Raw genomic sequence first — 18,620 nt, forward strand, 5'->3', positions numbered from 1 at the left:
ACCGCCACGCTCGGTGACTTTCGTCTCGCACGCTCGTTTAGGTTTTTAGGGTGCGGGTTACGCCGCCCGTCAAATTTAGCGCCGCACTTTCTAATCCGCCCAAATTTTACGGTTTAGCCGCAGCTCCTCGACGATACGCAAAAAGCCGCCGATCTCGTCTTTGTAAAATCTATTCGCTCCCTTACCAACGAGCGGGCGGCGCAGATCTGGCTCGAAGTTATCGCGTCCCGTGCGGATCGCCATACAGATTTTATCCCCAGTTAGCACGATGTTTATAGGGCGGTGAAATCTCATTTTTAGCAGCTTTAAATTTTCCATCAAGCCAGGCGTGAGCGCGTATCTAGCCTCGATCTGATCGGTTGCGTAGACTCTAAAATACCGCTCAAACTCCGCGTCGTCCATCCTCGCGCGCTTGCCGCCGTAGTCCTTAAACTCATCCGTCCCGCTACAAATTTGAGTGACGGCCTTTAAGCGTTTAGGAAAATCGGCCACGAACAAAAGCCCCGCAAAAAGCACTCTATGCGTCTTGTTCCCCTGCCAGTCCTCTTTGATGCTTATCGCCTCTACGTCGCTAAATTTGACCCGCACGCCCTCTATCTGCCCGAAAATCAGGTCGTTGCCCGAGTATTTATCGATGTCAAAATCATAAATCATATATAAATAATCATTTTCCACTAAGCCGCCCGGGTGGTAGGTTAGGCCGCAGCTTTCGACGATGCTGCGTATAACTTTTCGTTTAAATTTAAATGTAAAGCTATCAGTGAAAATGCTCTCGAAAAAATAATACGCCCCGACCGCGCAAACCACGAAAGCGCCGATGCTAAGCGCGGCTTTATGCGAGGCTAGATAAAGCAGCCAAGACGCGGCCGCAGCGATAAAGACGCAGGCGAGCTTTAGGCGAAAAAGTGAGCGTAAAACCCTTTGCCGCTCAAGCTCTAGCAAGACCAGATCGTCCATTTTTACTCCATTTTTGATTTAACGCCGTTTTTGCGAATTTGACTATTTTAAACCTGCATTTGGGCTTTGGCATTTAAATTTGCTTTAATCTGCATTAATCTAAGCTCGACGTTTACGAGCCGCGGCGTTTTAATTAAAACCGAGTTTGCCGCCCAAATTTACCGTCCGAGCCGCTTTTTGCGTTCAAATTTAGCAAGTCCGCTTGCATTTAAGAACGCCGCGGTTAAAGCGCCTAAATTTAGTTCAAATTTGGCGAATCGAGTGCAAATTTAGCGGTTAAAAAGCTCGTGCACGTCGTGCGGATCGTCTTGCCCCTTAGGCACCTCGAAAAATGCCGCCTTGCTAAACCTCGCCCAGCTAGCGACGATGTTTGAGGGAAACATCTCCACGGCGTTGTTATAGTCGGTCACGGCAGCGTTGTAGGCGCGACGCGCAGCGGAGATCTGCTCCTCGATATCGTTTATCGTTTTTTGTAGGTGCATTACGTTTTCGTTTGCTTTTAGTTCAGGATAGTTCTCCACGACGACGTTTAACTTTGAGATCAGATTTGACAGCTCGCCGTTTAGCGCAAATCTCTGTTCGTCACCCGCAGCCTTTTGGATGCCGCTTCTAAGCGCGGAGATATTTTCTAGCAGCTCGCGCTCATGCGTGAGATACTGCTTGACGGTGGCGACTAAATTCGGAATGAGGTCAAAACGCTTTTTTAACTGCGTATCGACGCCTGATTTGATATTTAGGACTTGGTTTCGCTTGCCCACTAGCGAGTTATAGGTCGAAATGACGATGAGCGCGAGAACGGCGAGGACGCCTAGGACGATATACATTTTACTCCTTTGATTTAACTTTTGTTTTGATTATATCAAAAAATCGCTGAAACCGAAAATTTATACGCGTTTTGCCGCGCTAGATGCTAGGTCGCCCGAAGTTTTGCAACCAAAACGCCAAATTTCGCTTGCCTTTAAGCAGCTTTGCGAGCAAATTCGGACATATGGCTAATTGCCGTAAAATCAAGGCGCGCGGCCGATTCCTGCGCTTAAATTTAAGCTTAAAAACGCAAAATACGCTTTTAGCTTTGCGTTACGGGCGGTTAAGCACATTTTTAAACAAAAACCAAAGCAGATACGCGCAAGCAAAACGGCTCAGCGCGAGGTCTTGCCGGGCGGCGATAGGCGGGTAAAATCTGGCTTATAAAATTCGCCTGCACGGGCGACACGGCCTTTTGCCGCGATAAATTCGTATCTTTTGAGGGTGATTTTACGCGGGCTAACGGCTAAATCATCGCAAATTTAGCACCGTTTAAGCAGCGATAAAAAATAGCGTTTTAAAGCACGCCAAAAAGAGCGCGAACCGCAATCTTATCGCGGTTTCAGAGTTTTAAGCTGCAAGAGCAAAATTAGCTTTAAACGGCAAAATTGCCGAGTCGTCAATCCATCTCGCGCGTTTTGCGTTTAGGCGAGGAAATTGCCGCTCGCGCCCTACGCGAAATTTAGCTATTTTGCCGATTTTGCCGGCCGCAAGTAGGCAAATTTACGCCCGCTAGCAAGCCAAGAGGGCAAAAGCTCGGATTTACGCCGCGCGCAAACGGCAAATTTGCGATTTTGCGCCGTAAGGCAAAATCCAAAACTAGCTAAAAGACGCAAATTTAGGGCGCGTATAAAAACTAAACCAAAATGCTTTAGCCTTTTAAATTGCCGCAAAAGCGCTTTTACCGCGTCTTGCGCGATAAATTGCGGGATAAATCCCGGCAAATCACCACTTCATACCCGCTTCCAGCCAAAAGTTGCGGCCAAGGCCGTACTCGTAGTAGTTGCCCTCGTTTGAGGCGATAAATTTTTTGTTTAAAAGATTATTTATATCAAGATTTACAAACGCTCGAAAATCGCCTGCCAGCCGCCTTTCGTAACCTATACGCATATCCCAAGTCGCGTAAGACGGTAGCTTTTGGCGCTCGTAGACGTACATCCCGCGCGTCCTATTCCAGCCGCCTAGCAGCGCGTCCGTTTTGCTCGTATAGTTTATGAAATTTGAAACGCTAAAGCCACTAAATTTAGCCGAGTGGCGAAATTTAGCGGTAAAAGGCACATGGTAATCGACGACGGGTAGTTCGCTTTTTTTGATGATTTTACCGTTATACGAGACGTCGTCGTTCATCTCGTCGTCTTCGTAATCCTCAAAACTCCTGCTTTGCTTCATAAAGCTTAGCGAGCCTTCAAAATCGTTTTTCACGCCCCAAATTTCGATCGGAGCGATGTTTGACGCGCTTAAGGTTACGATGTCGCGCTTACTTTGCCCTTCGTTGGTAAATATAGAATATCCGTTTCCGTAGCCTGATAGCGGCTCTCTTACGTATTTCATCGCTACTTCGTCGCGGCCTTGGCGTCTTACGTATTTTAGATTTAGCCTCGCATTGCCGACGTCGCCGCGATAATACGCGCTAAATTCGTCGTCGTAAGGCGTCTTTAGCTCCCTGATAGGGCGGCGGTTATTAGCCAGTCCGCCGCACGTATACGCCCCGCCGTAAGAGCTTCTCTCGCAAGTCTCATACATCCTGTACACGCCGTTATACATCTTATACGCGAAAAAATTTCGTCCGTAGTAGCGGTTTAGTCCAAGGCCTATGAAGTTTTTATCCGCGAATTCATACTCGGCTAGCAACCTCGGGGCTAAATTTACGTCGTTGTTATCGCCGTTTCGCTCAATGCGAAGCCCGGGACGAAATTTAAACGCGCCAAACCTCATCTCGTCTTCGAGATAAAGGGCGAGATTGGTTTGCGTAGCCTTGGTTTTTACGGCGTAGTAGTAGGTTTTTTTCGATAGATATTGACCGACCGCGCCCTGGGAGGCGAAGCTATCGTCTATGACGCATGTTTTATCGCCGGCGATGCACGTTCCGCTCATCAAAGGCTTTGGCGTGCCGTAGGATACGCGGGTGCGCGGTATCTCGTAGCTGCCGCTTTGTCTAGCTATCTCAAAACCCGATTTCACCAGATGCGATGCGCCCAGAGCCTCAAATTCCTTCACGCTTGCGTCGAATTTATACGCTAGCTTGTTTTGGCGTTGCTCAAAATCGTTTAGACCCCCTATGCCCGAGCCGAAATTCGGGCTAGGATTGGTTCCCCAGTTTTTGACGTTTGAGGGTTTGTAGCCGTAGTACTCGGTATCATGCTCATAGTCGCGGCTGTTTTGCGAGGCGGAGTAGCTAAGCGTTTGCTCTAAAAATACCCCCTCAAGATCGGCCTGCGCCTCGAGAGTCGCGACGTAACCGCCGTATTTTAGCGTGAGCTGGGAGTCTAGGTACCGCTTGGCGGAGGTGTAGTTATCTAGCCTAGAATACAAAAAGCTCGGCTTTAGCGTAAATTTATCGCTCACGCCCCAAACGCCTTTTACGAAAAGATTATCATTAGTCTGCCTGTCGTCCGGAAACGAGTATAAATTTTGATTTATCTGTTTTTTGTTGTAGTGGTTTTTTATGACGGATCGGTGCCTCGAGTAGTCTAGCAAAAGGCCGAAATTCTGCGTCAAATACCCCTCGGCGCCGACTCTATATCTGCGCTTTTTAAAGTCGCTCATATCGGCTAGATCGCCGTCGTCGTATCTTTGCGCGGCGGAGGCGTCTTTATAAATTTTACTCCAATCCCCGCCCGTATAAGAGTAGCTAAGCACGCCGTGAAAGCCGCTTTTGGGGTCTCTGGTTTTAGCGTTTACTGCGCCTCCTTGAAAGCCGCCGTACCTAGCCGAGACCGCGCTATCTAGCACCTCGACGCTACCTAGCAGATCCGCATCTACGCTCATAGCTTGCGAGCCTATCGTGCTGTCGCTCCAGATGCTGTTATGGTTATTCCACGTGCTTTTTTTAGGGTCTAGGTCGTTATTTATGCTTGCGCCGTCTAGGGTAAAGTTATTTTGATAGTAGCTCGCGCCGTTTATGCTGATATCTTGCGGAGCTAGATCGCCCGCGCGCACGCTTTTGGCGTTTTTCGCGCTAAAGGCGACGTTTGGATTGCCCTTTAAAAGATCGGTTATGCCGTGATTTTTCGACGTTATCAGATCCATATCCGCGCGCGTTAGTTTTCCGGGTTCTTTCGTAGCGTTGGCGTCGGCGCTGACCTCGACTTTATCTAGCATGACCTCCGCAGCGTTTAGCGTACTTAAATTTAACGCCTTTAATGCGGTTAAATTTAAAGAGTCTTGATTAGCGTCGCGACTCGCTACCGAATGCGAAAGCGGCAAATTTAACGCCGCAACCGCCACGAAAAGACTAGCCGTTTTTTTCATAATTATCCTTAGTTAAATTTATTCGTCGGCTTTGGGCGTTTGCGTCAAAACCGCGTATTTTAGGCGGCGATAAATTTTACTCGCCTTACGTTTTAGCTTTAAAAAGTCGCTAAATTCGGCTAAATTTACGCCGCAAAATTTGTAAAAAGGCGGCTATTTGCGGTTCATCTTCGCAGCGATTAAGCTTTGTTTTTAAATGCGCTTTAAACCGCAAATTTAAACAAAAAACGCCGCCTAAATTTAGTCGCCGCTTAAAAAAGCTACGCCAAGCAGGGTTGCTAAAAATCCAAAAACCGCGCTAAGAGCTAAATTTACCCCGCGCGGGAGTTATTTTTCAGACTTTAAAACCGCTTGATAGCCCTGTTTTTTGAGCGCATCGACGACGGCGTTTTGGGGCAAATCGTCTTCAGCTATGATTTGAGCGGTTTTGGCTTCTAAATTTACCTCAAAATTTTTTACGCCTTTTAGCTCGCCAAGAGTCTGCACGATGACCTCGTAGCAGCTCACGCAGGACATATTGGGTATCTCGTAAACTAGCGTCTTGTCCGCAAACGCCGCCGCGCTAAGCGCGAAAACTAGAGCTAGCTTTTTCATTCTTTGATACCGACTTTGTATTTTTTAGCTTGGATGGCGCGCACGACGTCCATCACGTTTGCGCCGCTATCTGCGGTGATATTTACGTCCTTGCTTTTTAGATCAAAACTCACTCTTTTTACGCCTTTGACGCTTTTTGCGGCATCTTCGATTTTCTTGGCGCAGCCGCCGCAGTTCATGTTAGGTACATTTAGTTCGTAGGTTTGCTCTGCAAAAACGCTGCCGCAAATCGCCGCTAAAAGTAAAATTTTCCTCATCGTCGCTCCTTGAAAATAATATTTGATATGAAATTGTATCAGTATATTTCTTATATATTTATTATTTTGATTTATTTTAAATGTAATGTAACTTACGTTTCTATTATATTTAAGGCAAAATTTGACGGTAAATTTAAAATCGCCGCGTGAGACAACGTTTATTTTAGTTCTAAATTTTAGCCCTCCCGCGCCGTTTGCTTTTTGCTATTTTGGCGGTTTAAGATTTATTCGTTTATTTGATAGTCGCTTAGTCTCGGGGCTCTGCTACTTCACCCTGCATCCCGTAGCCTCCGCCGCCTCGCAGACGAGATCGTAGAGCGCCTGGGCAAGTTCTGCTTTTTCCGGATATAAAAAATCTTTGGGGTGTATTACTTCATAGGGGGTTGTAGGATGTGGAGCATAATCTGATTTTGCCTCTTTTATCAACTCCTCTTTTAAAGGGCTATCGCTATTTTCGATAACGGAAAGCAAACAGCTATAAAATTCATCGGTTACCTTAAATACGCAATTGTTTTTTGAGGGTTTCACTTTATCCAAATAACAAAATGACCAAAAGTTACACATAATGATATCCGCCTTAGAAAAATCCAAGCCGTCCATTCTGTTATCTACGTTTTCAGGCGGGATAATCTCTCCCTTACGCAGGTCTCCCGCCTTTTCCGCTCCGTAAAAAGAGCAGTCATATAGCGTCCCCTCAAAGGTGCAATCTTTCAGATTGGAATACCAAAAAAGCGCCTTGTAGATTTCTCCGCTAAATAGGCAGTTTTCTAACGATTTACAGCGATTAAATTTTAAGCGGACATTCTTTTTGATTTGGGTAAAACGACAGTCTTTTAATGTAGCCCCTATAAAATCCCCCCATTTGTATTTGCAACCGGCAAAACTGCACGACAAAAAGGTAGCGCCATTTCCGCAAATAGCGTAGACGCTCAGTTCAAATACGCTTTCGTCAAAAATAACGTGGTCAATCACAGGGGTAAAATCGGCTGTTTCTTCAATGGCAAAATACTGCCACACCGAGCCCGTAAAATCGGCATAGGACAAGGAGGTATGGAGGGGTTTGGATATATTTTCCCACATATAGCCATTTCGCAAAGGAACTTGCGCTCTTTCACCTATGAGCTTAATCCCGCGAAAATCCTGCAAGCCCTCTTCCGTAAGCCCAAAAGGCGATACGCTAAGGTTTTTAGTCGCCGCAAGCACGTCTTGCAAAGCGGGATAAGCATCCCAACGTTTTTTGAGTTTGATCGAAATCGCCATTTTTACTCCTTTGTTAAATTTGTCTATTTGCGTAGATTTAAAGTAAAATTTGCTCGGCTAGCTCGGCTCTAAACGGCATTGTTTAGATCCCAGTCTATCGGCGCTTTGCCGTGTTCGGCGAGATATAAATTCGCCTTTGAAAAGTGCCTGCAGCCAAAAAACGCGCCGCGCGCTAGCGGACTTGGATGCGCCGCCGTTAGCACGAGGTGGCGCGATGCGTCGATGAGAGGGATTTTGGCCTTAGCGGGATTACCCCAGAGCATGAAAACGACGTTTTGGGCGCGCTCGCTAAGCCTCCCGATCGCAGCGTCCGTGAACTCCTGCCAGCCAAAATTTGAGTGCGAATTTGCCCGTCCCGCGCTAACGCTTAGCGTCGCGTTTAGCAGCAGCACGCCCTGCTTCGCCCAGTAGCTCAGATCGCCCGAATTTGGCTCCGCGATACCCAAATCGTAGTAAATTTCTTTGTAGATATTTTGCAAGCTGGGCGGGATTTTGACGCCGCGCGGCACGGAGAAGCTTAGCCCCATCGCCTGCCCCGCGCCGTGATACGGGTCTTGGCCTAGGATTACGACTTTGACGGTGTTAAAGGGCGTTAGATTAAAAGCGTTAAATATCAGCGCGTTTGGCGGATAGACCTCGCCCGCAGCCTTTGCTCGCAGGAAATTTTCCTTCACGCGGGCGAAATTTTCGCTTAAAAACTCCTCTTTTAGCGCCTCTTTCCAGCCCGCTTCGATTTGGATTTTATCTATTTGCATATTTTTCCTTTGTAAATTTGCTCTTCTTCTTTGCATTCATTTTAAGGCAAATTTACAAAATGATAGCCAAAAATATTTAAATTTAGACGCATTTGGTTTGCTAAATCTTTAAAATAATCGGGAGCTGCAAGGCGGATATTTTAAAATTTGCTGTATAATCTAAACTAAAATTTAAACCAAAGGAATAGCGATGTCAGAGCAAATTTTCGAGAAACTAAAAGAGCTGCTAAGCGCGCAAAACGCAAACTTTCGCGCGGTATCTCACGAGAGCGTCAAAACCTCGGCCCAGGTCGCCGCAGCGCGCGGCACGCAGCTAGGACAGGGGGCTAAGGCGCTCGTTTGCGCCATAAAAGGCGGCGGCGCCAAACGATACGTTTTGGCGGTGCTGCCTGCTGATTACAAGGCCGATTTGCAGCTCATCGTGCAGGCGCTTGGCGGATCAAGAGCAAGCCTAGCAAGCCCCGACGAGGTCGCGAAGCTAACGGACTGCGTACCCGGCAGCGTTCCGCCCTTTAGCTTTTGCGAGGAGCTAGAGCTGATCGCCGATCCTAGCTTATTTACGCGCTACGACGAGCTTGCCTTTAACGCAGGCTTGCTAGATCACTCTATCATTTTAAACGCAAAGGACTACGAACGCATCGCCCAGCCAAGGTCGGTTAAATTTGCGGTCGAGCAGTAAAATCCGTATGATTAAATTTGATCCGAATTTCGGTGAGTTAGGTTGAATAAATTTTGCGCAATTAAATTTAAATTAGGCAAATTTGCTAGTGCACGCCGAATTTGCCCGAAGTAGACACAGCCGCGCAAAAAGGCAAAATTTGCTTATTTTTGCAGCTCTTTTAGATTTTTAAAGCGGTAAATCCCGTTTTTTACGCGCTCAAAAATTTTACGGCTTTCTAGCAGTTTTATCGTCTCTATGACGGTTGGTTTGCTAGCGCTCGTTTGCTCGCAGATTTGCGAAATTTTAATGCAGATAAAGCCGTTTTCGTCGGCATTTTGCGCTAAAAATAAAATGATTTCCGTCTTTTTCTCGCCCAAAATTTGAGCAAAAATTTCCCTTGCTAGCCCGTCCATCAAAGTCCGAATTTCTAAATTTTTCGCTATTATAGCCGTTTTTTATAAAGGACAAAATTTGAAACTAATCAGCTGGAACGTAAACGGACTGCGCGCCGTCGCCGCTAAAGACGGCTTTGCTTGGCTAGAGGAGCAAAAGCCCGATTTTTTGGGCCTTCAGGAGATCAAGGTGCGCGAGAGCGACGTGCCCGCCGAGATTTATAAGCTCGGATTTAACGAAATCAGCGTAAATTCGGCGACTCGCGCGGGGTATTCCGGCGTGATGAGTCTGGCTAAATTTAGCTCCGCTACGCAAAAAGCGGCGTTTTTTGATGACGACGAGGGACGGGTTTTGGAGCATAGATTCGGCAACGTCGCGCTTTTTAACATCTACTTTCCAAACGGCCAAAAAGACGAGGCGCGCCTAGCCTACAAGATGGACTTTTACGCTAAATTTTTGGCGTATATAGAGGAGCTCGTAAAGCAGGGCAAAGACGTGATATTTTGCGGCGACGTAAACACCGCGCACCGCGAAATCGACCTCAAAAACCCCAAAGCAAACGCCAAAACCTCGGGCTTTTTGCCTATCGAGCGCGCATGGCTGGACGAGGTCGTCTCGCGCGGCTTTATCGACACCTTTCGGCACGTGCGCGGCGACGAGGCGGACGCGTATTCGTGGTGGAGCTACCGCTTTAACGCCCGCGCCAAAAACGTCGGCTGGAGGATCGATTATTTTTTCATTTCGGCAAACCTCAAAGACCGCCTAAAAGACGCCTTTATCCTAAGCGAAGTCACGGGCTCTGATCACTGCCCCGTCGGCATAGAGATCGATCTGGACGGACTTTGTTAAAAGAAATCTTGCTTTATTTTGCGGCGGCGTTTTTTGAGATTTTGGGCTGCTTTAGCTTTTGGGCGTGTATTACAAAAGCACGCTGTTTTTGGGGCTCGGCGGAGCGTCGCTCGCGGCATTTGCTTATATTTTGACGCGAGTAAATTTAGACTTCGCCGGGCGTGCTTACGCCGTTTACGGCGGCATCTATATCGTCTCGTCGCTACTTTGGCTGCATTTTGTAGAAAAGCAAGCCTTTACCAAATGGGACTTAATCGGCGGCACGATTTGCCTGCTTGGCGCTTGTGCGGTGCTTTACGGCAGTAGAGGGTAAATTTCAAATTTACCGAAATTCTCGCTTCTATCTTTTATAAATCTTTACAAACCTTAAACAACTGCTAAATTTAAGCTCCGATATATATATAATTATAATTCTATATACTTGAGTTTTAGTTGCGGTTTTACCGCCTTTTTACGCTTAAATTTAAAGGAGATAAATGCGTTTATTGTTTAACATCGTTTGGTGGGTGCTATTTGGCTGGTTGGTCGCCCTCGTTTTTTACGCATTAGGAGTCGTTCTTACACTTTTAGTCATTACCGCGCCCATAGGCCTTGGGCTGATGCAGTACGGCAAATTTTTACTCGCTCCGTTTTCCATGGAAATGGTAAGCGAGGCTAAATTTCAGCTGGATGCCGATAAAAATTCGGCATGGAAAGCTTACAGCGGCATCGTGATGATAGTCTACGTCCTTTGCGCGGGCATTTGGCTAGCTCTTGGCGTCGCGCTTTCTGCATTTGCTCAGGCTATCACGGTAGTGGGTCTACCAAACGCCTACGTGCTAGCCAAGTCTCTTGGCACGGTATTTAATCCCGTCGGCAAAAGATGCGTTAGCAAAACCGTCTCGGACGAACTAAAACGCCGCGCCGCGAGCCAAAAAGTAGACGAGATGACTAGGTAAATTTAGGGCTCAAAATTAAGGCGGGCGGCAATGCCCCTTAAAATATACAAAATTTAAAAAGGATAAAAAAATGAAAAAAGCGATTTTATCGGCGGCGGTTTTACTTGCTCTTAGCGGTTGTAGCTATCTTTCTATGGAAAAAGGCACGGATATCTCGCAGGCGACGATGGAGCAAATAGTAGTAAACAAAAGCACGCAAAGCGACGTAGAGCGAATAATCGGTTACCCGCAAAATAAACAAAAGCTCGGGGACGGCGAAATTTGGTATTATGAGTTTTCCAAGGTCGGATATCTGGGGAACAAAGACGAGAAAACCGTTTTTGAATTTGACAAAAAAGGCGTCGTCGTCAAAAAATACAAAACCGGCGGAAATAGCAAAAATCCGCTTACCGGTAAGTGATTTAATAGCCGAAAATCGGCTATGCTTTACACTCGTTTCGGCTGATCTTGCTTTAGCGGGCCGCGCTAATTACGATAGCTTTTTCCATTCGCCTAGCGAGTACAAAAAAGGATTACGAAAAAGAATTAAGATTTCATCTTTTAAATCTTTATTAACTATTAACGTATTTAAATAGCAATAATTTCTAGTTAAAAGGATATCTCTATGCGAGTCCGTATAAGCCGCCGCCGACAAGCCTTGTTTCGGATTTGCTAAATCCGGATAAACGACCTCTTATTTTATTTTCCATCCGATTGTTCTTACTAGATAAAACGCCTCATTTGCGATTTTGCCGAATTTTTATTTCTATCGCTTGCGCCGCTTATTGGCCTTTAAATTATTCGCGTTTGCGTCTTTATATACCCATAACTCTTTAAAAACGAAATCATAATCTAAAAAATCGGTTAATTCGGAAAAATCGTCGAATTCTTCCGGTAAAGGAAACCCGATACCCCAAATCCTATCGACCGCGACGAATCCGCCCCAAGCGACCTGCTCGGTCGTATTTTGCAAGATATCTGCTACGCTCATCCCCGCCCAAATGCGCCCTTTTGACGTTTTATAATATCCGTTAAAATTTACGCCGCACGAGATAAGGGAAATTTCAAAATTTATAGGGTTGAAATAAATATCCAAAAACGATTCTTTTATTTTTATGCAGTCGTCGCGTATATCGCTTATTTCGTAGCCTAGTTTGTCTAATTTGCTAAAGATATCATTAACGTTTTCGCCCAAATATATACCCACGACTCCGACGTTTGGAGCGATGACGTCGCCTAAAATTTTCATTTCGTTTGCGCCGGTTTTAGTCTGCATGCGTTATCTTGCTTCATTTTTTGTCGTATTTTGCCTTTAGTAGGTCGTGGAGCTTACTCCAAGTATGCGAATAATGCCCCCTGCTTTCAAAACCGCAGCCGCTGATTTTGCTCTCCAGTATGGGCGTTAGATCGCCGTCTGCTACGTATTTAAAAAAGAATTCTCGCAAATTCGGAAAATTTGCTAAAAATTTTAAATTTTCCGCGTTAAAGCGCGCATCAAAACGCTCTAGCGACTCTAGCCGCACGCCTTCTATCGCCGCGCTATTAAGCAGCCTGCATCGCTCGATATAAAGCCACTTTAGCTTTTTTAGAGCATTTATCTCGCTTATGTTAGTAAGCCTAGGCGCGGAAAATATAAACAAAGTATCTAGCTCCTTGCAACCCTCTATGCCCTCTAAACTCATGATTTTAGAAAAGATAATCTCTAGCCGCTCAAGCTTTGGCGTATCGCGGAAAATGGCTAAATTTTCGTGCGTGAGTTTTGAAATATCAGCACAGCGCAAAGTAGGCGGCAGGCGGTTAAATTTCATCTTTTTGTTTTGCGTCGCCTTAAGCGCTTCCAAATTTTTAAACCGCGAGAAATCAAGCCCGAATTCGGCATTTTCGAAAAATCGCAAAGCTCGCATCTCAGTGTCGTAAAGCGCCTCCGCGCCCTTTACTTCGCCGATTTTAAAATCCTTCCAAATCTCTAAAATCTCTATCTCGGGAAAGATTTCAAACGCGCTAAGATCAAGCGAGGAAACAACGCTAGGGTTGCCTGCTATCCTAACAACGCGCACGTCGTGTTCTTTGGCAAAGGCTATGCCCTCGGCTAGTCTGCTAGGCGGGTAGATCACTACCGTAGCATCTCTGCCCTGCGACGGCTTTGGGGCGTAAGGATAGCGCACATCGCCTTGCACGCAAGCATCTATGATTTTAAATTTTTCGCTCATAAAATTCCTTAAAATGTTTCTGCATTTGCCGTCCGCGTTTAAATTTACGCCGGCTTAACGATTTTAGCGCATTTTCGCTTGCGGTAAAGCCAAACTAGCCTGCTAAATTCTAAATTTAGCCTTTAGCTCAAAAACCCGTGATCTAAAAGGTGCGTGATTAAAATTTTAAATCCAAGCGCGATGAGGATCGCGCCGCCTAAAATCAGCGCCTTTTGCTCCAAAAACTCTCCGGCGAATTTACCGACGTAAAACGCCGCGACGCTAAGCGCGAAGCAAACTATGCCGATCACGGCGGCGCTAAACCAGATATCCGCAGCCGTAAAGCTCAGCGTCACGCCCACAGCTAGCGCGTCGATGCTGGTGGCAAGTCCGCCTGAGAGCAGCATCTTCGTATCAAGGCTTACGGCCTGCGCGGGCTCGTTTCTACAGGCTTCGCGGATCATTTTTACGCCCAAAAAGCCCAAAATCGCAAACGCGATGAAATGATCGATCTGCGCGATAAATCTCGCAAAAGCAGCACCCAAAAAATAGCCCGCAAGCGGCATCGCAGCCTGAAAAAATCCAAAAACAAACGCGATAAATAAAATCTTTGATAGCGCGAGATTGCGGTATTTTGCGCCGTTTGCGATGCTAAGCGCCGCCGCGTCCATGGCAAGCGCGATAGAGAGAAGTAAAAGCTCCATTTCGTCCTTTCAAAAAGGCTAATTTTAGCTTAAAATTTACTTCTTGCGGATAATCTTGCTCAAATTTGCGGCTAAATTTGACGTCTGAAATTTGGAGCCAAACGGACGAGCGCACCATATAAATTTTCGCTTAAATTTAGCCCTTAAATCACAGCTCAAATTTGTGCTTTAAATTTTGCAAATTTGAACCGCCGTGCCGTAAAAATGCGGGTAAATGCGCCTGTTCGAGGCTCAAATTTACCCGTTTAAAAGCTGAAATTTAATATCATAACCGCCGAATTTTACTTTAAGGAAAAAGCGATGAAGAAAAGTTTGATTTTATGCGCGGTTTTACTCGCCGCTTCGGCGCAGGCAGCCGGCTGGCAAGAGACTCTAAATCAAGGCGCGCAGATACTTGGCGCAGCAAACTCGGGCGACTACAAAAGCGCGGTTAGCTCGGCTCTAAACGCGGCCGTTAAGGAGCTGTCAAACGGGGGATTTCTAAACAACGCCGCGGCTAAAATCCCGCTGCCAAAGAGCCTGGAAACGGCTGCAAATTTGGCTAAAAAAGTAGGCGGCGAAAAGTGGGCGAACGAGCTAGTAACCTCGATAAATAACGCCGCGAGCGCAGCCGTGCCTGGAGCTGCGGATGTATTTTCGGGCGTGATAAAAAATATGAGCGAAGCGGACGTGAAAAAGGTGCTACAAGGCGGTAAGGATAGTTTTACGAAGTTTTTGCAACAAAACTCGAGCCAGAAGCTGCAAGCCGTGTTTAAGCCGATCATCAGCAAGATGATGAGCGATAATACCTTCGCAACCGCCTATAACGGGCTAAATTCGTTCGTCACGGGTAGCGCGCTGGCAAAATCCGACACCGCAAAACAGCTAAAAGGCATCGCTACTAGCATGGGTGCGGGCGAATATATCCCGCAAGAAAACGAGGATCTAAACGACTACATCACGCGCAAGACGCTAGACGGGCTCTTTAACGTGATGAGCGAAAAGGAAAGCTCGCTAAGAGGCGGCGCGGTTGAGCAGGGCACGAAGATCCTGCAGGGAATTTTTAAGTAAAAATAAGGGAGAATAGTGAAAAATAGTTTGGAATTTCGCGCCGACGTAGGCATGATATTTGTTGCGATAGTCTTTGGTCTGGGCTATCTGCCTACCTCGCTAGCGCTTGCGACCAACGGGGTTTTTGGCGTTTTGTTTTGGAGATTTTTGCTAGCAGCGATCATAGCCGGAGCGATTTTTTACAAAAAGCTAAAAAACGTAAGCGCGCCTGATATAAAACCCGGCGTGATTTTGGGTCTGTTTTTGTTTGCGGGGTTTGTGAGTCAGACTTTCGCGTTTAAGTACGCCGACACCTCGTCCGTAGCCTTTATCATCGGGCTAAACGTGGCTTTGGTGCCTTTTATCGCGGCGGGGCTTTTTAGGCATAAAATTTACTCTTACGCGTATGTGGGCGTGGCGTTTGCGGTGGCGGGACTTTATATGATAGGCGATACGAAGGTGGGCTTTGGCCTGGGCGAAATTTTGGCTCTGGTTTGCGCCTGCGCCTACTCTTTTCACATCGTGCTCACCAACCGCCTAGTGCAAAAATGCAACCTCGTAAATATGGTTTATTTTGAAATTTTAACCCTAGTCGCGCTTTGTTTTGCGGCTATTTTGGTTTTTGAGGACGCTAAAATTGCGCCCGTCGTGGACAAGGCGTTTATCATAGCGATGCTAGTCGTGGGCGTGCTGGGCACGGCATTTGCGTTTTTCGCGCAGGCCTTGATGCAAAAATTTACGACACCCGTTAAAACGGCGATATTTTTCACTCTAGAGCCCGTAACCGCCGGGGCGATGGGGTATTTCATCGGCGACGAGGACATCAGCGCGTATAGGCTTTGCGGCGCGGCGCTTATCTTGGTCGGAGTTTTGATTAGCGAGATAGGCAGCTACCTGCGCGCTAAAAAGGAAAATTTAGCCTAAATTCGGGCGGGTTTTGCTTGCCGTTTCGCTCACGGCAAAACCTCGCCGTAAAATTAAATTTATAAAACCACCTCTAAATTTACTCTCTCGGCGATTTTATTCCATTTAAATTTATCGTCGTTTGCCAGCTAGCAAGGTGGCGGCGACTCTCAAATTTGACGCGATAAAGCCCGAATTTAGTCAAATTGCGTTAAATTTGCCCCTTAAATTTAGCTAAAGAAATTAGATGAAAAAATCAACCGAATTTAAGGCCGACCTCGCGCTGTTCGTGATCGCGGTGGTCTGGGGCGTGACGTTTTTGCCGATGGCGCAGACGCTAAAGACAAACGGCGTTTTTACGCTTTTGTTTTGGCGATTTTTGATCGCGGCCGCGCTAATGTCGCTAATAAGCCTCAAATTTACGCGTAAGATCGACCGCAATTCGTTAAGATTCGGCGCATTTTTAGGCGCGCTTTTGTTTGCGGCTTTTACGCTTCAGACCTTTGCCCTCAAATACGCCCCAAGCTCTACCGTCGCCTTTATCACGGGGCTAAACGCCGTTTTTACGCCCTTTATCGCGCTTGCGTTTTTTGGGCAAAAGGTCGTCGTTTACGCTTTTATCGGTGCGTTTTTATCGGCGGCGGGGCTCTATTTGCTAACGGGCAGCGAGCTTGGTTTTGGCGCGGGCGAGGCGCTTAGCGTCGTTTGCGCGCTTGGCTTTGCGCTACATATCATTTTTACGGGCGTTTTGGTGCGCAGGTGCGAGCTTTACTGGATGGTGAGCGCGCAGTTTGCAGTTGTCGCGGCGCTTTGTTTCGTTGCGGCGCAGATTTTCGAGCCACGCGGCGTCGTCCCCGTTTTAGACGAGGCGTTTTTCGTCGCGGTTGCGGTGACGTCGGTGTTCGCGACGGTTTTGGCGTTTTTTGTGCAGACGGCAGCGCAGCGCTATACCACGCCAGTTAAAACCTCGCTCATCTTTACCTTTGAGCCCGTGAGTGCGGGGATCGTGGGGTATTTTTTCGGCGGCGAGATACTAAGCGGCGTGCAGATAGCAGGAGCCGGACTCATACTCTTTGGCATCGTCGTTAGCGAGGTCGGCAGCTACTATAAAAATAAAAAATCGCGAGTAGCCGGCTCGTAAGGGCGGCTAAATTTGACGAATCTAATCAAAGGAGCGAAAATGACGAAAGATCAGTGCTGCGTCCTAAAGTATTTGACGGCGGGCGAGACGGGCGGTTTTGGGAAAACGGGCGAGATGAATGACGGCGAATTTTTGAACGCGCTTATCGGTAAAGGGCTTGTTTGGATGCTTGACTGGGCCGGCGAAGACGAGACGGGAGAGCTGGGCAAGTTTATCAGCTCTAGGCTTGATGCGTTGCAAAGCGGCGTGGCTCTAGAGTGCGATAAAATTTACGCAAGGCTCGAAAAAGAAGCGGAAAAAGAGGGTTTCGAGTGCGGCGATGCGAGCCTATTTTTGATGAACGAGTTTCAAAAGGCGCTGAAGAAGAGCGATTTTAGGCTCTTTACTTTGGATCTTCATAGTGATGCCTACTATCTGCTCGTCGCGCACAAGGACGCCGAGAAAGATTTTAAAAAGCTAGGCAAGCGCGAGGAGCTATTTTGGGATATCGCGCCGTGGGGCAAGCGCCGCAAAAGGCAGATCCTTTACGTTATAAACTGCGAGTGCGGCGAGATGTCCGCGTGGCAGCTGGATGCGGACGAGCCGTCGCCAAGAAACGAGGTTTGCGAGGTCTGCGGGCGGGTGCTTTTTGACGCAGACGGCAATGCGATGCAGCCTTTGGAGAAGGAATTTATCTGATTCGGCTTTTCGGGGTCAATTTGCCTGTGTCAAATGTGAACGACTATAAATTATCCTCGCAAATTTGACCTAAAATTTAACCCAAAACGCCGAATCTACCGCCTCTTTACCGCCGTAAATACAAAAAAACAAACCGAAGCGATGAGGATGATGCTCGCGCCGCTGGTTAAATTCGCCTCAAAGCTCAGCCACAGCCCGCTAACGCAAAACGCGGCCGAGATGAACGCGGCGTTTAGCATCATCGTGCCCAGGCGGCTTGATATCGCGCCCGCGATGTAGGGCGGGATCGTGAGTAGCGCGATAACCAGTATGAGCCCGACCGCGCGTATCGTCATCACGACGCTTAGCGCCATCATGCACGTTAGCGCGTAGTATAGCAGCGTTGTGCGCACGCCGCGAAGCCGCGCAAACTCCGCGTCAAAGCTAAGCGCCTCAAACTGGCGGTAAAATAGCGCGACGGACGCGAGTATGACGCAGTTTGCGACCGCCATAAAAACAAGATCGCCCTGCGGCACGGCCAAAATCGAGCCGAAAAGATAGCTCATTAAATCGACGTTGTAGCCAGGCGCTAGGTCGGTGAGGATGATGCCAAACGCCATGCCAAACGCCCACAGCGCGCCGATAACCGAGTCCATCTTGCTTTTATCTTTGAGCGTGATCGTGGCGATGAGCAGCGCCAAAAACAGCGAAAACAGACTCGCGCCCAGCAGCGGCTCGAGCGAAAAATAAAACGCGATGCCAAGCCCGCCGTATGCGCCGTGAGCGATGCCACCTGCGATGAAAACCATACGGTTTATGACCGTGAGCGTGCCGATCACTCCGCAAGCGATGCTAACGAGGATACCCGCCAGCAGGGCGTTTTGCATAAAATTTAAGCTAAGAGCTTCTAGCATTTTATTCCTTTTTTGTTTCGTTTTGGCGCATACGTCGTTTCGCCGAAATTTTATAAAATTTACTCGCCGAGACCTGCACCTTTAAGGTGCCAAATTTGAATTAGTCAAATTTAGTTAGATTCTTTTCGTAAAAAACAACCGTTTGAGGTTATTTTTTACTTTGTT

22 protein-coding genes are annotated in these 18,620 nt (G+C 47.3%); 9 read left to right on the top strand and 13 right to left on the bottom strand.

Annotated features, from left to right (window positions below):
* Positions 1 to 90: 90 nt before the first annotated feature.
* From RYL88_RS00080 to ung, 7 genes are all read right to left on the bottom strand, one after another.
* On the bottom strand, positions 91 to 957 hold the full coding sequence (locus RYL88_RS00080; protein ID WP_314988434.1) for a DUF3137 domain-containing protein: 867 nt from the start codon (positions 955 to 957) through the stop codon (positions 91 to 93).
* A gap of 269 nt (positions 958 to 1,226) precedes the next feature.
* Complete coding sequence (locus RYL88_RS00085; protein ID WP_314988435.1) at positions 1,227 to 1,781, bottom strand: LemA family protein; 555 nt, start codon at positions 1,779 to 1,781, stop codon at positions 1,227 to 1,229.
* A gap of 925 nt (positions 1,782 to 2,706) precedes the next feature.
* Positions 2,707 to 5,232, bottom strand: a complete 2,526-nt coding sequence (locus tag RYL88_RS00090; RefSeq protein ID WP_314988436.1) for a TonB-dependent receptor plug domain-containing protein — start codon at positions 5,230 to 5,232, stop codon at positions 2,707 to 2,709.
* A 327-nt stretch (positions 5,233 to 5,559) separates the two neighbouring features.
* Entirely contained in the window at positions 5,560 to 5,826 is a 267-nt protein-coding gene (locus tag RYL88_RS00095; RefSeq protein WP_314471640.1) for a heavy metal-associated domain-containing protein, read from the bottom strand.
* The gene (locus RYL88_RS00100; protein ID WP_295140952.1) at positions 5,823 to 6,083 is read right to left on the bottom strand and encodes a heavy-metal-associated domain-containing protein; all 261 of its coding nucleotides are present in this window, start codon (positions 6,081 to 6,083) and stop codon (positions 5,823 to 5,825) included. The genes RYL88_RS00095 and RYL88_RS00100 overlap by 4 nt, the downstream gene beginning before the upstream one ends.
* 264 nt (positions 6,084 to 6,347) lie before the next feature.
* Positions 6,348 to 7,343, bottom strand: coding sequence for a pentapeptide repeat-containing protein (locus tag RYL88_RS00105; protein ID WP_314988437.1), 996 nt, complete (start codon positions 7,341 to 7,343; stop codon positions 6,348 to 6,350).
* Between the two features lie 68 nt (positions 7,344 to 7,411).
* Positions 7,412 to 8,098, bottom strand: a complete 687-nt coding sequence (ung, locus tag RYL88_RS00110) for a uracil-DNA glycosylase (RefSeq protein ID WP_314988438.1) — start codon at positions 8,096 to 8,098, stop codon at positions 7,412 to 7,414.
* Between the two features lie 190 nt (positions 8,099 to 8,288).
* Between ung and RYL88_RS00115 the strand changes: the two genes are divergently transcribed.
* The gene (locus RYL88_RS00115) at positions 8,289 to 8,777 is read left to right on the top strand and encodes a YbaK/prolyl-tRNA synthetase associated domain-containing protein (RefSeq protein WP_314988439.1); all 489 of its coding nucleotides are present in this window, start codon (positions 8,289 to 8,291) and stop codon (positions 8,775 to 8,777) included.
* Positions 8,778 to 8,920: 143 nt separating this feature from the next.
* Here RYL88_RS00115 and RYL88_RS00120 read toward each other — a convergent pair whose 3' ends face one another.
* Positions 8,921 to 9,172 (bottom strand): replication/maintenance protein RepL, encoded by a 252-nt coding sequence (locus RYL88_RS00120; RefSeq protein WP_314988440.1) that lies wholly within the window; start codon positions 9,170 to 9,172, stop codon positions 8,921 to 8,923.
* A gap of 58 nt (positions 9,173 to 9,230) precedes the next feature.
* Here RYL88_RS00120 and RYL88_RS00125 point away from each other — a divergent pair, with 58 nt between their 5' ends.
* The 4 genes from RYL88_RS00125 to bamE all read left to right on the top strand — a co-directional run bounded on the left by RYL88_RS00125 (position 9,231) and on the right by bamE (position 11,339).
* Positions 9,231 to 10,001 (top strand): exodeoxyribonuclease III, encoded by a 771-nt coding sequence (locus RYL88_RS00125; protein ID WP_314988441.1) that lies wholly within the window; start codon positions 9,231 to 9,233, stop codon positions 9,999 to 10,001.
* A 64-nt stretch (positions 10,002 to 10,065) separates the two neighbouring features.
* Positions 10,066 to 10,314, top strand: coding sequence for a hypothetical protein (locus tag RYL88_RS00130; RefSeq protein ID WP_314988442.1), 249 nt, complete (start codon positions 10,066 to 10,068; stop codon positions 10,312 to 10,314).
* A 163-nt stretch (positions 10,315 to 10,477) separates the two neighbouring features.
* Positions 10,478 to 10,939: a YccF domain-containing protein gene (locus tag RYL88_RS00135; RefSeq protein WP_314988443.1), complete on the top strand. Its 462-nt coding sequence runs from the start codon at positions 10,478 to 10,480 to the stop codon at positions 10,937 to 10,939.
* A 70-nt stretch (positions 10,940 to 11,009) separates the two neighbouring features.
* On the top strand, positions 11,010 to 11,339 hold the full coding sequence (gene bamE, locus RYL88_RS00140; RefSeq protein ID WP_314988444.1) for an outer membrane protein assembly factor BamE: 330 nt from the start codon (positions 11,010 to 11,012) through the stop codon (positions 11,337 to 11,339).
* A 345-nt stretch (positions 11,340 to 11,684) separates the two neighbouring features.
* Here bamE and RYL88_RS00145 read toward each other — a convergent pair whose 3' ends face one another.
* From RYL88_RS00145 to RYL88_RS00160, 4 genes are all read right to left on the bottom strand, one after another.
* Positions 11,685 to 12,194: a hypothetical protein gene (locus tag RYL88_RS00145; protein WP_314988445.1), complete on the bottom strand. Its 510-nt coding sequence runs from the start codon at positions 12,192 to 12,194 to the stop codon at positions 11,685 to 11,687.
* A gap of 13 nt (positions 12,195 to 12,207) precedes the next feature.
* A complete protein-coding gene (locus tag RYL88_RS00150; protein ID WP_314988446.1) occupies positions 12,208 to 13,128 on the bottom strand; it encodes a hypothetical protein in 921 nt (306 codons plus the stop codon).
* 122 nt (positions 13,129 to 13,250) lie between these two features.
* Positions 13,251 to 13,811 (bottom strand): manganese efflux pump MntP family protein, encoded by a 561-nt coding sequence (locus RYL88_RS00155; RefSeq protein WP_314988447.1) that lies wholly within the window; start codon positions 13,809 to 13,811, stop codon positions 13,251 to 13,253.
* A 36-nt stretch (positions 13,812 to 13,847) separates the two neighbouring features.
* Positions 13,848 to 13,970, bottom strand: coding sequence for a hypothetical protein (locus RYL88_RS00160; protein WP_314988448.1), 123 nt, complete (start codon positions 13,968 to 13,970; stop codon positions 13,848 to 13,850).
* A 141-nt stretch (positions 13,971 to 14,111) separates the two neighbouring features.
* Here RYL88_RS00160 and RYL88_RS00165 point away from each other — a divergent pair, with 141 nt between their 5' ends.
* From RYL88_RS00165 to RYL88_RS00180, 4 genes are all read left to right on the top strand, one after another.
* Positions 14,112 to 14,861 (top strand): DUF4197 domain-containing protein, encoded by a 750-nt coding sequence (locus tag RYL88_RS00165; RefSeq protein ID WP_314988449.1) that lies wholly within the window; start codon positions 14,112 to 14,114, stop codon positions 14,859 to 14,861.
* A gap of 15 nt (positions 14,862 to 14,876) precedes the next feature.
* Positions 14,877 to 15,764, top strand: coding sequence for a DMT family transporter (locus RYL88_RS00170; protein ID WP_314988450.1), 888 nt, complete (start codon positions 14,877 to 14,879; stop codon positions 15,762 to 15,764).
* A gap of 226 nt (positions 15,765 to 15,990) precedes the next feature.
* Positions 15,991 to 16,884 (top strand): DMT family transporter, encoded by an 894-nt coding sequence (locus tag RYL88_RS00175; RefSeq protein ID WP_314988451.1) that lies wholly within the window; start codon positions 15,991 to 15,993, stop codon positions 16,882 to 16,884.
* A 39-nt stretch (positions 16,885 to 16,923) separates the two neighbouring features.
* Positions 16,924 to 17,562, top strand: a complete 639-nt coding sequence (locus RYL88_RS00180; RefSeq protein WP_314988452.1) for a hypothetical protein — start codon at positions 16,924 to 16,926, stop codon at positions 17,560 to 17,562.
* Positions 17,563 to 17,657: 95 nt separating this feature from the next.
* Here the strand turns inward: RYL88_RS00180 and RYL88_RS00185 are convergent, their stop codons facing one another.
* A complete protein-coding gene (locus RYL88_RS00185) occupies positions 17,658 to 18,509 on the bottom strand; it encodes a metal ABC transporter permease (protein WP_369011025.1) in 852 nt (283 codons plus the stop codon).
* Positions 18,510 to 18,620 lie beyond the last annotated feature (111 nt).

Source organism: uncultured Campylobacter sp. (assembly GCF_963517995.1).
GTDB lineage: Bacteria > Campylobacterota > Campylobacteria > Campylobacterales > Campylobacteraceae > Campylobacter_A.